The sequence below is a fragment of the Pseudoalteromonas sp. 13-15 genome (assembly GCF_001468205.2).
Taxonomy (GTDB): domain Bacteria; phylum Pseudomonadota; class Gammaproteobacteria; order Enterobacterales; family Alteromonadaceae; genus Pseudoalteromonas; species Pseudoalteromonas marina.
Genome location: NZ_CP019162.1, coordinates 2,470,352 through 2,485,247 on the forward strand (window position 1 = coordinate 2,470,352; position 14,896 = coordinate 2,485,247).

At 39.9% G+C, this 14,896-nt stretch carries 16 protein-coding genes; all 16 read right to left on the reverse strand.

Annotated elements, in window-relative coordinates; translation table 11 throughout:
• Window positions 1–18: 18 nt before the first annotated feature.
• The gene (gene atpA, locus ATS72_RS11400; protein WP_006793951.1) at window positions 19–1,560 is read right to left on the reverse strand and encodes a F0F1 ATP synthase subunit alpha; all 1,542 of its coding nucleotides are present in this window, start codon (window positions 1,558–1,560) and stop codon (window positions 19–21) included.
• 14 nt (window positions 1,561–1,574) lie between these two features.
• The gene (atpH, locus tag ATS72_RS11405) at window positions 1,575–2,108 is read right to left on the reverse strand and encodes a F0F1 ATP synthase subunit delta (RefSeq protein WP_006793952.1); all 534 of its coding nucleotides are present in this window, start codon (window positions 2,106–2,108) and stop codon (window positions 1,575–1,577) included.
• A 16-nt stretch (window positions 2,109–2,124) separates the two neighbouring features.
• Complete coding sequence (atpF, locus tag ATS72_RS11410; protein ID WP_006793953.1) at window positions 2,125–2,595, reverse strand: F0F1 ATP synthase subunit B; 471 nt, start codon at window positions 2,593–2,595, stop codon at window positions 2,125–2,127.
• A gap of 41 nt (window positions 2,596–2,636) precedes the next feature.
• Window positions 2,637–2,870 (reverse strand): F0F1 ATP synthase subunit C, encoded by a 234-nt coding sequence (atpE, locus tag ATS72_RS11415; protein WP_004335261.1) that lies wholly within the window; start codon window positions 2,868–2,870, stop codon window positions 2,637–2,639.
• Between the two features lie 53 nt (window positions 2,871–2,923).
• Window positions 2,924–3,781, reverse strand: a complete 858-nt coding sequence (gene atpB / locus ATS72_RS11420; RefSeq protein ID WP_006793955.1) for a F0F1 ATP synthase subunit A — start codon at window positions 3,779–3,781, stop codon at window positions 2,924–2,926.
• 15 nt (window positions 3,782–3,796) lie between these two features.
• Entirely contained in the window at window positions 3,797–4,177 is a 381-nt protein-coding gene (locus ATS72_RS11425) for an ATP synthase subunit I (protein ID WP_058430317.1), read from the reverse strand.
• 142 nt (window positions 4,178–4,319) lie between these two features.
• Window positions 4,320–5,246 (reverse strand): ParB/RepB/Spo0J family partition protein, encoded by a 927-nt coding sequence (locus ATS72_RS11430; RefSeq protein ID WP_058430318.1) that lies wholly within the window; start codon window positions 5,244–5,246, stop codon window positions 4,320–4,322.
• 20 nt (window positions 5,247–5,266) lie between these two features.
• Window positions 5,267–6,052: a ParA family protein gene (locus ATS72_RS11435; protein ID WP_006793958.1), complete on the reverse strand. Its 786-nt coding sequence runs from the start codon at window positions 6,050–6,052 to the stop codon at window positions 5,267–5,269.
• 14 nt (window positions 6,053–6,066) lie between these two features.
• Window positions 6,067–6,687, reverse strand: a complete 621-nt coding sequence (gene rsmG, locus ATS72_RS11440; protein ID WP_008130761.1) for a 16S rRNA (guanine(527)-N(7))-methyltransferase RsmG — start codon at window positions 6,685–6,687, stop codon at window positions 6,067–6,069.
• 15 nt (window positions 6,688–6,702) lie between these two features.
• Window positions 6,703–8,592: a tRNA uridine-5-carboxymethylaminomethyl(34) synthesis enzyme MnmG gene (gene mnmG / locus ATS72_RS11445; protein ID WP_058430319.1), complete on the reverse strand. Its 1,890-nt coding sequence runs from the start codon at window positions 8,590–8,592 to the stop codon at window positions 6,703–6,705.
• A 426-nt stretch (window positions 8,593–9,018) separates the two neighbouring features.
• Complete coding sequence (gene mioC, locus ATS72_RS11450; RefSeq protein ID WP_058430320.1) at window positions 9,019–9,468, reverse strand: FMN-binding protein MioC; 450 nt, start codon at window positions 9,466–9,468, stop codon at window positions 9,019–9,021.
• A gap of 940 nt (window positions 9,469–10,408) precedes the next feature.
• Window positions 10,409–11,773 (reverse strand): tRNA uridine-5-carboxymethylaminomethyl(34) synthesis GTPase MnmE, encoded by a 1,365-nt coding sequence (mnmE, locus tag ATS72_RS11460; RefSeq protein WP_058430322.1) that lies wholly within the window; start codon window positions 11,771–11,773, stop codon window positions 10,409–10,411.
• Between the two features lie 134 nt (window positions 11,774–11,907).
• Entirely contained in the window at window positions 11,908–13,542 is a 1,635-nt protein-coding gene (gene yidC / locus ATS72_RS11465; RefSeq protein ID WP_058430323.1) for a membrane protein insertase YidC, read from the reverse strand.
• Window positions 13,543–13,550: 8 nt separating this feature from the next.
• Window positions 13,551–13,826: a membrane protein insertion efficiency factor YidD gene (gene yidD, locus ATS72_RS11470; protein ID WP_006793977.1), complete on the reverse strand. Its 276-nt coding sequence runs from the start codon at window positions 13,824–13,826 to the stop codon at window positions 13,551–13,553.
• Between the two features lie 126 nt (window positions 13,827–13,952).
• The gene (gene rnpA / locus ATS72_RS11475; protein ID WP_006793978.1) at window positions 13,953–14,378 is read right to left on the reverse strand and encodes a ribonuclease P protein component; all 426 of its coding nucleotides are present in this window, start codon (window positions 14,376–14,378) and stop codon (window positions 13,953–13,955) included.
• Window positions 14,379–14,385: 7 nt separating this feature from the next.
• On the reverse strand, window positions 14,386–14,520 hold the full coding sequence (gene rpmH / locus ATS72_RS11480; protein ID WP_004335215.1) for a 50S ribosomal protein L34: 135 nt from the start codon (window positions 14,518–14,520) through the stop codon (window positions 14,386–14,388).
• Window positions 14,521–14,896: the final 376 nt, after the last annotated feature.

Here is a 14,896-nt window from a genome sequence, read left to right on the forward strand (position 1 = left end):
GCACCATTAATAACTAAATTACCAAGTTTGCGTAGACTTGAACTTCTCTAGAAGTTCTTTAAGTTGCGCTTCGATCTCGGCGTTGTAGTTACCAGTTTCATTGATTTGAGCCACAAGCTCTGCGTATGTGCTACTTGCGTAAGAAAGTAAAGCTGCTTCGAAATCCATGATTTTAGCGATTTCGATATCTTTAAGATAACCTTTCTCAGCTGCAAATAACGACAAAGACATTTCAGCAACAGACATTGGCGCGTACTGTTTCTGCTTCATTAGCTCTGTTACACGCTCACCATGCTCAAGTTGAGCACGTGTAGCATCGTCAAGGTCAGACGCGAACTGCGAGAACGCAGCTAATTCACGGTACTGAGCTAGGGCTAGACGGATACCGCCACCTAGTTTCTTAACGATTTTAGTTTGTGCAGCACCACCAACACGCGATACCGAGATACCAGCATTTACTGCCGGACGGATACCTGAGTTGAATAAGTCAGTTTCTAAGAAGATCTGACCATCGGTGATAGAGATAACGTTAGTCGGTACGAACGCAGAAACGTCGCCGCCTTGAGTTTCAATGATAGGCAGTGCCGTCAATGAACCAGTTTGTCCTTTCACTTCACCGTTAGTGAACTTTTCAACGTAATCAGCGTTTACACGCGATGCACGCTCTAAAAGACGCGAGTGAAGGTAGAAAACGTCACCTGGGTATGCTTCACGACCTGGTGGACGCTTAAGTAGCAATGAGATTTGACGGTAAGCAACAGCTTGCTTAGATAAATCATCATATACGATTAATGCGTTTTCACCACGGTCACGGAAGTATTCACCCATAGTACAGCCCGAGAACGGTGCTAAGTACTGAAGTGCCGCAGACTCAGAAGCAGATGCTACAACTACGATAGTATTTGCAAGTGCACCGTGCTCTTCTAATTTACGTACCACGTTAGCAATAGTAGATGCTTTTTGACCAACCGCTACGTACACACACTTAACGCCTGTGTCTTTTTGGTTGATGATCGCATCGATTGCTAGTGCAGTTTTACCTGTTTGGCGGTCACCGATTACAAGCTCACGCTGACCACGACCAACTGGAATCATCGCATCAATAGATTTGTAACCAGTTTGTACTGGCTCATCTACAGATTGACGCTCGATTACACCTGGTGCAATTTTTTCTACAGGTTCAAACCCGTCGTTGTCTAAAGCGCCTTTACCATCGATAGGAGCACCTAGTGTGTTTACAACACGACCAAGTAAGCCAGCACCAACAGGAACTTCTAAGATACGACCAGTTGTGTATACTTTTACGCCTTCAGTAAGGTCAGCGTATGGACCCATTACTACTGCACCAATTGAGTCGCGCTCAAGGTTTAGTGCGATAGCATAACGGTTGCCAGGAAGCTCAATCATCTCACCTTGCATACAGTCAGCTAGACCGTGGATGCGGATGATACCGTCAGTAACAGATACAATTGTACCTTCGTTACGAGCTTCACTTACAACTTCGAACTTCTCAATACGTTGTTTGATTAGTTCTGAAATTTCAGTGGAATTAAGTTGCATGCTCTTTTTCCCAATTACGATTGTAGTGTTGTGGCTAAGCGGTTTAATTTTCCGCGTACAGAGCCGTCGATTACAGTGTCGCCTGCCTTAATAATAAGGCCGCCAACTACTGACGCGTCTTCACTACAATTCAGCTTAACTTTGCGTGCGAAACGTTTTTCAAGTGTCGCTACCAATGACTCTTGCTGCGCTGCAGTAAGAGGGGTTGCCGAAATCACGTCTACATCGATTTCTTTGTCATACTCTGCTTTAAACGCAGCGAATAACTGTGCAACCTCAGGCAGTGCAATCAAACGTCCATTTTCAGCCATCACCTTCACTAGGTTCTGACCTTGTTCGTTGAGCTGCTCTGCGCATAAGTTAATAAATAACTCAGCTTGTGCAGAAGCAGTAGGCAATCCAGCTAAAATGGCTGATGCTTGCTCGTCGCTGGCAACGTGGCCAGCGAAAAACAACATGTCATTCCAGCTTTCAATAGCGCCTTTTTCAACGGCAAGTTCAAAAGCCGCTTTAGCGTATGGGCGAGCGATAGTAGTCAATTCAGACATGCTCATACCCTCCTAATTACAGCTCAGCGACAAGTTTTTCAACGATGTCACTATGTGCGGCTTGATTGATTTCACGCTCTAAAATTCTCTCTGCGCCAACCACAGCCAGTGTTGCTACTTGCTTACGTAGCTCTTCTGTCACACGGTTACGCTCTGATTCAATTTCAGAGTGCCCTTGAGCAATAATTTTTTCACGCTCTTCTTGTCCACGAACTGTTTCTTCGTCAACAATTAGCACGGCACGCTTTTTAGCTTGATCAATGATATCAGCCGCTTGAGCTTTTGCATCTTTAAGCTGTTCTGCAGCTTTTTGTTGCGCAAGTTCTAAGTCTTTTTCGGCTCTATCAGAGGCAGCTAAACCATCTTCGATTTTCTTCTGGCGAGCTTCAATTGCACCGTTTAGTGGTGGCCATACGAACTTCATACAAAAAAGTACGAACACCGTAAACGCAATTAATTCACCGATAAGAGTGGCGTTTAAGTTCACAACCGCTCCTCCTTAAATAGTAAGCTGTTCAAAAAATAAAATTAAAGTACGAACAACAATACCATCGCGATACCAACACCAATCATTGCTACAGCATCGATTAGACCAGCAAGGATAAACATTTTAACTTGTAGCGATGGTGCAAGCTCAGGTTGACGCGCACATGCTTCAAGGAATTTACCGCCCATGTTACCAAAACCGATTGCTGTACCGATTGCACCGAAGCCGATAAGTAAAGCTACTGCGATGTACTTAAGACCTAATACTAGTTCCATTTTTTTCTCCAAAGTTTCAATTGTAATTAAAAGTAAAAATTAAAAGTTATAAATTAGTGATTATCTGAACTTGCCATGCTTAGGTATACGATTGTTAGCATCATGAATACGAATGCTTGCAATACGATTACTAAGATATGGAATACAGCCCAAACAAAGTGCAACGGTAGTTGCATTAAGCCAATCGCACCTATAAGGATGAAGATTAGTTCACCTGCATATAAGTTACCGAACAAACGCAGCGCCAGTGAAAACGGCTTAGAAACCAATGCGATAAGCTCTAGTAATAGATTGAATGGGATTAAAAGAATCTGCATAGCTGTATTGTTTGAACTAAACGGGTGAAGTGTTAGCTCTTTAATAAAACCGCCGATACCTTTAATTTTAATTGAGTAACCAATCATTAATATAAACACACCTAGCGCCAGCGCTGCAGTTAAGTTTATATCTGTTGTTGGTACAATTTTCATGTATACGTCGTGTGAGTCCATGCCAAAGGCTTGCTCACCTACTAAACCAGCAAATGCAGGTAAGAAGTCAACTGGGATTAAATCCATTAAGTTCATTAAGAATATCCAAACGAATATCGTCAATGCTAATGGTGCAATCAGCTTGCTTTTACCATGGAAAGTATCACGTACGTTGTCGCCAACGAACTCAACTATCATTTCAATGAAACACTGAAATTTACCTGGTACGCCCAATGTTGATTTTTTAGCGGCACTACGGAAGATCCATAAAAAGATAAGACCTAGTCCGATTGACCATGCGAGGGTATCTACATGCCATGTCCAAAAACCACTGTCCGTACATGCTTTATTGAAGGCTAGACCGGCGTCGGTCGAGCACATCTTAGCATTGGTTAAGTGGTGCTGGATATGGCTAGATAGAGTAACTTCTTCTGCAGCCATGTTATATCCCAAAAGTTAATGTTTAAAAAAAACGGGTGCAAACAATCCAGTGAATAAAGCCAGTACATAGATACTAAAAAAGGGCAGCAAAACTACCGAAAAATGCTTTAGTACTAGCGCAAACAATATGATTGTCAGCATAAACTTTAGTGCGTTACCGCGTTTTAACGCGTTATACGCTTGCTCTGCACGACTCGCCCCCATAAATCGGAATGCGTAAAGTGCAAAAACACAGTGAGGAAGTATCGCAACTGCACCACCAGCTAACGCTGACAGACTGGCTTCAACTCCCAAACCAATAAAAATAATTACGGCAGCAAATAATGCTACAACACCCTGAAGACAAATTAGTTTAAATGCGGCAAGCCTATACGGACTTGCTAACTTATTATTCACTTTTTGTTAACCTTAATGGCGTTCAAATCGTTAGGGTGTGAAAACTGGCGAAATTATACTGTATCCTGCCAGTTTTGCAACTTGAGTAGAGTGTTTGTAACACAAATTTGCTACAAATGTCTCTTTTTAGACATGTAATAGATCAATGGTGGGTATTGTCGTGATTAATACGATTCAAAATGCCGTCAAGCTCGTCTAAATTAGTATATGAAATAACCAATTTACCTTTGCCTTTTTTGTTGTAGTTTATCTCTACTTTAGCACCTAGGTTTTCAGCTAATTGTTGTTCTAACTGTTTAACATCTGGGTCTTTTTGGTGTTCTTGTTTGTCGGGTGCTGGCTCTAAAATTGCTCGCACTAGCTTTTCAGTTTCTCTTACTGTTAGTGCCTTTGCAACGGCAGTTCGTGCTGCGTCAGACTGCGCTTCGCCTTCAAGTGCTAGTAAGCAACGCGCATGGCCCATTTCTATGTCACCATGTTCTAACAGAATTTTTACATCACTATTTAAATTATTTAAACGTAATAAGTTTGTTACGGTGGTTCTTGATTTACCAACTGCATCAGCCACTTGCTGATGTGTTAATTCAAACTCATTTAATAAACGATTAAGCGCAACCGCTTCTTCCATTGCATTTAAATCTTCACGCTGAATATTTTCAATCAGTGCTATAGCAACGGCCGCTTCATCGGGTACATCTTTAATAATACATGGAACTGCGTCTAGTTTTGCAATTTGCGCTGCGCGCCAACGACGTTCACCGGCAATAATTTCATAGCTATTGTGGGCAATAGGGCGCACAACAATAGGTTGAATAATTCCTTGTGAGCGAATAGAGCTGGCGAGTTCTTCGAGTGCCTCTTCAGACATGTCTTTACGAGGTTGGTACTTGCCTGAATGCAAAAACTCAATAGGCAATGTTTGTAACGGGTTATCTGTAGCACTAACTGTGCTTTGGACAACTTCTGTTACGTTTTGTGTGTCTTGTTCCTTGCTGGCGCTCGGTGCAGGCTTAGACGAACTTAAAAGTGCATCGAGTCCTCGGCCTAAACCTCGTTTTTTAGCAGACATGTTATTTTTTTACCTCAAAGTTAGGCGACAACGGACGCTGTTTTTTCTTTTCTGCGCAGCATTTCACCGGCAAGTGCCAAATACGCTTTTGCGCCACTTGATGCTCTGTCGTAATACATAGCAGGTGCGCCAAAACTTGGCGCCTCAGCTAGACGAACATTTCGTGGGATCACAGTGCGATACACTTTATCACCAAAATGTTGTTTTAATTGTTCTGAAACGTCGTTTGCTAGGCGGTTACGCGGATCGTACATAGTGCGTAATATGCCTTCAATTTTTAATTCAGGATTTACTAATTTAGCCAATTGCGTAATGGTATCCATTAATGCTGTTAGGCCTTCCAGTGCATAATATTCACATTGCATTGGTACTAAAATAGAATCTGCAGCGGCCATAGCGTTAACAGTTAGCATGTTTAATGAAGGCGGGCAGTCTATAAATATAAACTCGTATTGGTCCTGAATTTTTTCAAGTGCATTACGAAGACGCACTTCACGGGCAAATAATTCCATTAGTTTAACTTCGGCAGCGGTTACGTCTCCGTTTGCTGCAATCATATGGTATTCGCCAGATGTTTCTTTAATGATCACGTCTTCAATGGGCTTATCTTCAATAAGTAGGTCGTAAATAGTAGGCACGTCGCCATATTTATCTACACCACTGCCCATAGTGGCATTACCTTGCGGGTCGAGATCAATTAACAGCACTTTACGCTTCGTTGCGGCCATAGACGCAGCGAGATTAACAGCGGTCGTAGTTTTACCTACACCCCCTTTTTGATTTGCTAATGCGATGACTTTTGCCACAGTGTCTCTGATCCCTAGTCTTTAGAAAGAATAATTAAATGTCGTTGTGCATCTAACTCAGGTACTTCTAATGCAATTTTTTTCTCAAACTTTACGCCAGCGGGTAATGACTCTAACTCTTCGCTAGGGTAAACGCCTTTAAGCGCAATAAAATGGCCAGATTGATCAATTAGGTGTGAACACCAATCAACCATATCTTGTAATGATGCAAATGCACGACTGAGTACGCCATCTAATTTAACACTTGGCTGATATTCTTCAACTCTTGACTGTACCGGGGTAACATTATCAAGCCCAAGTTCATGCTTTACGTGCATTAAAAAGCGTACACGTTTACCTAAGCTGTCGAGTAACACAAATTGGGTATCAGGAAGTGCAATAGCTAATACAATACCAGGAAGCCCAGGGCCTGTACCAACATCAATATAATGATGACCGGGTAAATGAGGTGCAACAACAAGGCTATCCATAATATGCTTTACCATCATTTCTTGAGGTAAACGTACTGAGGTTAAGTTATACGCTTTGTTCCACTTATCCAATAGTTCAACGTAACGAACAAGCTGTTGCTGTTGTTTTTCTGTTAGCGCAATATCAGTTTGCGCTAACAATGTAGTTAATTGTTGTTGTAACACTAGGTGCCCTTACCGTTACGCAGATTTGCGTAATAAGCCTTGCTTCTTCAGATACACTAATAATAACGAAATAGCTGCTGGTGTGATACCAGAAATACGCGAAGCCTGACCAATAGTATCCGGACGAGACTCTTCTAGTTTTGCCACTACCTCGTTTGATAAACCTGATACGGTTTTATAATCAAACTCTTTTGGTAAAATTGTTTCTTCATGGCGAAGCTGTTTATTGATCTCATCTTGCTGACGCGCAATGTAACCTGCGTATTTTGTATGGATCTCAACCTGCTCTAAAGCCGCTTTATTTGTAAATTCAGATCCTAAGCCTTCAATAGCCATTAGATCATCATAACGGATCTCTGGGCGGCGTAGTAATTCTTCTAAACTTGCTTCACGCGTTAATGGAGCTTTTAATAAAGCGTTTACTTGATCAACAACTGTATGATCTTTGTGAATCCACGTGTCTTTTATACGTTGTTTTTCTTTTTCGATAATTTCCATTTTTTCGTTAAATGCCTGCCAGCGATCATCGTTAACTAAACCTAGCTCACGACCTTTTTCAGTTAGACGAATATCGGCATTATCTTCACGCAACAATAAACGGTATTCAGCACGGCTAGTAAACATACGGTAAGGTTCTTTTGTACCAAGCGTTGCTAAGTCGTCAATTAATACACCAACGTATGCTTCGTCACGACGTGGCGTCCACGAATCTTTACCTTGCACTTTAAGTGCCGCGTTCATACCAGCAATTAAGCCTTGTGCACCCGCTTCTTCGTAGCCAGTAGTTCCGTTTATTTGGCCTGCAAAGAATAAGCCTTCAATAAATTTAGTTTCTAGTGATTGTTTTAAATCACGTGGATCAAAGTAATCGTATTCAATAGCATAACCTGGTCGGCAAATATGTGCATTTTCAAAACCGGTGATCGATTGCACTATTTCTAATTGCACATCAAACGGTAGACTTGTCGAAATACCATTAGGGTAAAGCTCGTAAGATGTTAAACCCTCTGGCTCTACAAATATTTGGTGTTTGTCTTTATCTGCAAAGCGAACAATTTTATCTTCAATAGATGGGCAGTAACGTGGACCAATGCCTTCAATAACACCTGAGTACATAGGTGAACGATGCAAGTTTTTGCGTATAACATCATGTGTTTTTTCATTTGTGTAAGTGATGTAACACGGTATTTGTTGCGGGTGGTCACTTTGTTTACCTAAAAATGAAAACACAGGTGTAGGGGCATCGCCTGGTTGTTCCTGCATTTTGCTAAAATCAACCGTACGCGCATCAATACGTGGTGGAGTACCTGTTTTTAAACGATCTACTCTGAAAGGTTGTTCACGTAATCGTTGTGCTAAAGCAATTGATGGTGGATCGCCTGCACGTCCGCCTTTGTAATTTTCTAAACCAATATGTATTTGGCCACCTAAAAATGTACCTACCGTGAGTACTACACTAGGTGCACTAAAACGTAACCCCATTTGAGTTACTACGCCGGTTACTCGATCGTTTTCAACAATAAGATCATCACACGATTGCTGAAATATTTTTAAGTTTTCTTGGTTTTGTAATGTGGTTTGAATAGCCGCTTTATACAAAGCGCGATCAGCTTGTGCACGGGTTGCACGAACCGCAGGTCCCTTTGAAGAATTTAAAGTACGAAATTGGATCCCGCCTTTATCAATAGCTTGTGCCATTGCACCGCCAAGGGCGTCGATTTCTTTTACCAAATGACCTTTGCCTATCCCACCAATTGCTGGGTTACAAGACATTTGACCAAGGGTATCCATATTGTGAGTTAGTAGCAGGGTATTCATCCCCATACGGGCAGCTGCCAATGCGGCTTCAGTGCCTGCATGTCCACCACCTACTACGATAACGTCAAAATTTTCATGAAAAATCATTAATGGGATCCTACTTAAATCAAACCGGTAAACTTCAAAAGGGAGCGTATTCTACCTAGAAATGAGCAGAAGATAAATGATTAAACTGTGCTCAGATCTAAGTAAGTGATCTCTAATAATATAAAGGATCTTTTAAAGAGATCTTTTAATACTATTACTACTACTGATCGGGTTTTCTGTTGATAAGCTTTAGATCTTGTTTAAAAACATTAAATTAGATCAGATCTAAAGGTGTTAATATGATCGGATCATCCCACAAATAAGCACTGATCAAAAAGCCACTTTATGCACAGGGGGCGATTAGATAGATCTTATCCCATGGATAAGCATGCTTTAAAATGCAGTTTATTCAAACTTTATCCACATTATTAATTAAATTATTAGTAAATTGTGAGTAACTTTTATATGAGATTTTACTTGATCTCTTTATTTTAAACCTGTTTGGGTAACCCAAGTGTCTAACCAAGCGAGGGCTGTGTCTTCAGGGAGTGACTCGTCTAATATATTTAATTCTAAGCGTTCAGCCACTTTTATAGCGCCTTTTTTGCTTAGTAGTACTTCTATATTGCGCCCTGCTAAGTTGTATGTGTCGTAGCTGGTATCACCTAATGCAATAACTGAAAACTTTAAATGCTTTAAATCAGTTGATTGCGCTACTTGTTCTACAAAGCTTAAAAGATTATCGGGATAATCACCTGCGCCATAAGTAGATGTACATATTAACCAGAGCGTATTGTGTTGATCTATTTCATTAAATTTTGGCTGATCATGGAGTTGGGTTGTAATACCTTGGTTATTTAGCTCATCGCTTAATTGCTCCGCAACATACTCGGCCGATCCCATTTGGCTGCCCACAATAATATTTACTGAACTCATGATTAGTTATGATCGCATTAGTTTTAATTGCTGCCTATGATAGCCGAGTACAAACTGCAGTAAAGGGAAGAGTGTGGGTTTGGATAACTATTTTTAGGCTAATTTTTAGATCATTGTTTAAAGTTTTTTTAAGTTGTTGATTTATAAAGATGTAAAATAATACCTTCAAATGTAACCTTCTGATCAAACTGTTAATAAGATTGGGGGAAGTTCTGTTTAACTTTATACTCTATTTAGCTAAAATTTTGTAAGTTATTGATTTTAAGCTTTTGTAAGTCCAATTATGATGAATGTTTAATATAGAAGTAATGTTGATCATTGTGTGGATATAAAGGGTGTTGATAACCGATTATTTAGATCGAAAATAATTTTAAATAACGATCAATTAAATATGATCTTATTAAATAAATATCAAAATAGTTTTTATAACGGCCGCTTTTTACTAAAAATAGAGCTAATAACGTGTATTTCAGCTAAAAAATTTTGGATTTTTGTCCAAAAAATGGAAATTGTGGATAACTGATCTGACTAAATTTAAAGTTTTTGTGATATTCGATCATGCATTTACATGTTTGAGCTGGTGGATAGCGCGATCAATACACACTTGTGATCGCCTTATTTTTTGATATATAGCCAATTAAGGCTGCAATTTTAGCTAATAAAATATTAAAAACAGTGATTTCAGCTTGTTTTAAGGTTAATTATAGTGGCTTAACTTATTCGTATGTGGGAGATATATCACCTTAAATAGGCGGTTATATCTTGTAAAGTAGGTCATTAATAAGCTTCTAAAGATACTAATTTAGTGAAAATGAGAGCCTAAAATAGCACTCAGCTTATCTAAAAAATATCCATATGTTGATATAGGAAGGCTTAATTAAGGCAGTAAAAAAGGGCGTTTTTACGCCCTTAATTTTTAATTATTTAATTGTTAGGTCTTTTATTTACCAATACAGAACGAGCTAAATATTTTTCCAAGTAGATCGTCTGAAGTAAACTCACCGGTTATTTCGTTTAAAAATTGCTGCGTTAGGCGCAGCTCTTCGGCCAAAATTTCACCCGCAACATGCATTTCAAGCTGCGTTTTACCCGTATCTAAATGATAAGCTGCGCTTTCTAAAGCGTCTAAATGACGGCGACGAGCCATAAAGCCACCTTCTGTTGCGCCGTCAAAACCTATACAGGCCTTCAAATGTTCACGAACGAGCTCTATACCTTCAGCGTTTTTAGCACTTAAACTTATGACCGGGTATTGTTGGTTTTCATCCAAGCCTACAACATCACCCGACAAATCGGCTTTGTTTCTGATCACTGTAACCCCCATACCTTTTGGTAATTTTGCCATAAATTCTGGCCAAATTTTATGTGGGTCGGTGTCTACAGTATCGGTGCCATCAAGCATAAATAAAACGCGGTCGGCTTGGTTTATTTCATCCCATGCGCGCTCGATACCTATTTGCTCTACGCGGTCAGGGCTTTCACGAAGACCTGCGGTATCGATAATATGCAGTGGCATGCCATCAATATGGATGTGTTCGCGCAGTACGTCGCGGGTGGTACCTGCTATTTCGGTTACGATTGCTGCTTCTCTGCCTGCTAGGGCATTTAGTAAGCTTGATTTACCCGCGTTAGGACGACCTGCAATCACAACACGCATACCTTCGCGCATTATGCTTCCCTGTTTAGCTTGGTCAGTTACGGTGTTTAATTGGTTTATAATTGCGTTTAGATCGCCCGATACTTTGCCATCTGATAAAAAGTCTATTTCTTCATCTGGAAAGTCGATTGCTGCTTCTACGTACATACGAAGATGAATTACTTTTTCAACCAGTGTTTCAATGTGTTTAGAAAACTCACCTTGAAGTGATTGTAAGGCGCTTTTAGCTGCTTGTTCACTAGTGGCATTAATTAGGTCACTAATTGCTTCTGCTTGGGTTAAATCAAGCTTGTCGTTCATAAATGCACGCTCTGAAAACTCACCTGGTTTTGCTAAGCGTACGCCTTCTATTTTACTAATTTCTTTAAGTAGCATATCAAGCACAACAGGGCCGCCATGGCCTTGCAACTCAAGTACATCTTCACCAGTAAATGAGTTAGGTCCGGCAAAATAAATGGCAATACCTTGGTCAAGCTGATCGCCATTTAAGTTTTTAAATGGTACATAATCGGCGTATCTCACTTTTGGTATTTTACCAATAACTTGTTCAGCAACGCTTTTGGCAAGGTTGCCAGAAACCCGAATAATACCAACACCACCACGCCCAGGTGCGGTAGCTTGTGCTGCAATTGTGTCTTGATTGATCATGCTATTTAATTTACCAACAATGTGTACGTTATGGCGCTATTGTAACCTATGAAATTACCACTCGCGAATGCTCTGATAAAAAATGGGCAATAAAAAAGGCGACCTAAGTCGCCTTTATAATAAGTAGGGCTAAGTTAGCCTCTTACTTTTATTCCTTTCTTTTCCATACCGCGATAAATATAAAGCATTTGCGCGATTGAAATAAGGTTAGATACTAACCAGTAAAGTACTAAGCCTGATGGGAACCATAAGAAGAATACAGAGAAGATAACCGGCATAAAGGTCATCATTTTTTGCTGCATTGGATCGGTAACCGTCATAGGTTGAAGCTTTTGAGTTATAAACATACTTGCACCAAATAAAATTGGTAATACGTAGTATGGGTCTTGTGCTGATAAATCAGTTAACCAAAGCATAAACTCAGCATGGCGAAGTTCTGTTGATTCTAAAAATACATAAAACAACGCTAAGAAAATAGGCATTTGTAGCAAAATAGGGAAACAACCACCCATTGGGTTTACTTTCTCTTTTTTGTACATTTCCATAGTAGCTTGACCGAATTTTTGACGGTCATCACCATATTTTTCTTTAAGAGCTGCCATTTTTGGTTGAAGGGCACGCATTTTAGCCATTGACGTATATTGCGCTTTAGTTAGCGGGTACATCAATGATTTAACAATAATAGTGATAGCAATAATTGCTAAACCCCAGTTACCAAGAATACTGTAAAGCCATTTTAGTAATACAAATAGTGGCTGTGAAATAAACCATAACCAGCCGTAGTCTACAGTTAGGTCTAAATCTGGGTGAAGCGCTTCTAATACATCAGACTCTTTAGGGCCCATGTAGTAAATAGAAGTAATGGTTTGCTCTGAACCGGCTTGAACATTAACTGGTTCTGCTTTTGTACCAATGATAGCGGCGTTACTGCTTGTAATTAAGCTATAAAGGGTGTTGGTTTGGTCTTGCTTTGGTACCCACGCACTTACAAAGTAATGTTGAATAAATGCAATGTAACCACCTTGCGTGCTTTCATTTAGGTTTTTGTCGGCCATGTCAGAAAAGCTATACTTTTCGTACGGTTCTTCGTCTGTACCGTAAGCTGCACCTAAATAGTTTTGATCAACTAAGCTGCCTTTTTCCTGTACTGTGCGTTTAACCTGTGTGTAAAGCTGCACTTGGATAGGGGCACTGGTTGTATTGTTTACTGTGTATTCTAAGCCAACATCATACTGACCTTTTTTAAATACATACGTTTTGGTAAAGCTAACACCGTTGCTATCAGTAAACTGTAACGGTACGCGTAACTCATCACCTGTTAAGGTATAAGACGTTTGTTCGCTGTGGTAAGTAGGGCGACCGTTTGCAGATGCGTCTGGGCCATTTAAACCAATCAAACCACTTTGTGAAAAGTATTGATTACCCTCAAATTCACCCAGCAGCATGAAAGGTGTTTCTTCGCCTTTCACTTCTTCGTATTGAAGTAAGTCCGATTCAACAATATCACCACCTTTGGTGTCGATTTTAACTTTAAACACATCTGTTGTTATTTCTATAACAGAACGTTTAGCTAATGTTGTTGAAGCCGGTAAGCCAGAGTCTGACGATGAAGGTATAAAATCATCCGATTCAGTTGAACTTGCTTGTTGCGTTTGTGTTGTGGCACTTGGATCGACTTTTGGCTGGTTATAATCATTATTCCATTCTTGGAACAATAAAAACGACACTAGCATTAGGCCAATGAATAAAAACGTGCGTTGCGATTCCATAACAGCTCTTATTTCTCGTGTTGGTGGTTAATATGGGTTATTTTTTCAGGTACTGGGTCATCACCACCTGAATGTAAAGGATGGCATTTTAATATGCGTTTTAATGCTAACCAACTTCCTTTTATCAATCCATGCAATTTAATTGCTTGAATTGCGTAATGTGAGCAGCTTGGATTAAAACGACAATGCGGACCTAATAGCGGGCTAATCCACTTTTGATAACCGCGGATCAATAACACTAAACATAATGTCGGTAAAGCAACAAGTGGTTTGAGTAACCTCATGATGTTTATGCCCCTAGTTAAATTTAGTGAGATAGATATCATGTATTTAAAGGCTCTATTGGAAATTTTAAATGCATGATTAAAAGGTGAGCTAAAGATACATTAATTAACCCTGTAATTCTATTGCTATTGGGTTTGTTTATTAGATTTAGCTGATTTGTTTGGGCGTTTCTTAAAGGGTGGAGGCTTAGGCGCACCTGGTTTACAGCGTTCGTTGATTTTTCGCCATAACTTGGTCAGTTGCTTGGTTAATTCTTCATTAGACTGCTCGTCAATGCCATTTTTAACCATAAGCACAATATCAATGTTATCGATGTTGTGTTGATTTAAACGAAAACTTTCGCGAGCAAGACGTTTAATACGGTTTCGTTGGCATGCCTTTTTTACACGTTTTTTAGCAACAGTAAGTCCTAACCTAGGTTTTTCTTGGTCATTGGGTTTAGCTAATAGAGTAAAGTAAGGAGTTGCAGCCCGAGCGGGTTCGTTAAATATACGAGAGTAATGCGAGGGAGTTAACAGACGTAACTCCCTGCCAAAGCTAAAGTCTTCCACTTATAAATTAAGCAGAAAGAACTTTGCGGCCTTTAGCGCGGCGACGTGCTAATACTTTACGGCCATTTACAGTTGCCATGCGAGCACGGAAACCGTGTGCACGTTTGCGTTTTAAAACGCTAGGTTGAAAAGTTCTTTTCATAACAATCTCATCCGATCGGTTAAAGTTAAAACATCCTATGCAGGTCGCGATCCTGGCACAGGTGCCATTGCGAGCGCGAGATATTATAGATGAAACGACCTAAAGTCAATCATAATTACGCGTTAAGCACCGTGTTTATTAAGCAGGCAGTTAGTGATCGTAAAGCGCGATCTAGTAGGATCATCATAAATAAGAAGTTTTCCACAGCCCTTGTATAAAAAGTGAATAAAAGCGGGGGAAAAGTAAATTGGATCGTAAAATTGGTTCGCGATCTTGGTGTTATTTTGTTATGATCTGTTATCAGGCTAATAATTAAAAATTTAATTAAATCAAGGCGTTAGCTTTTTTTCATGTCATTATACATAATTTTATAAAA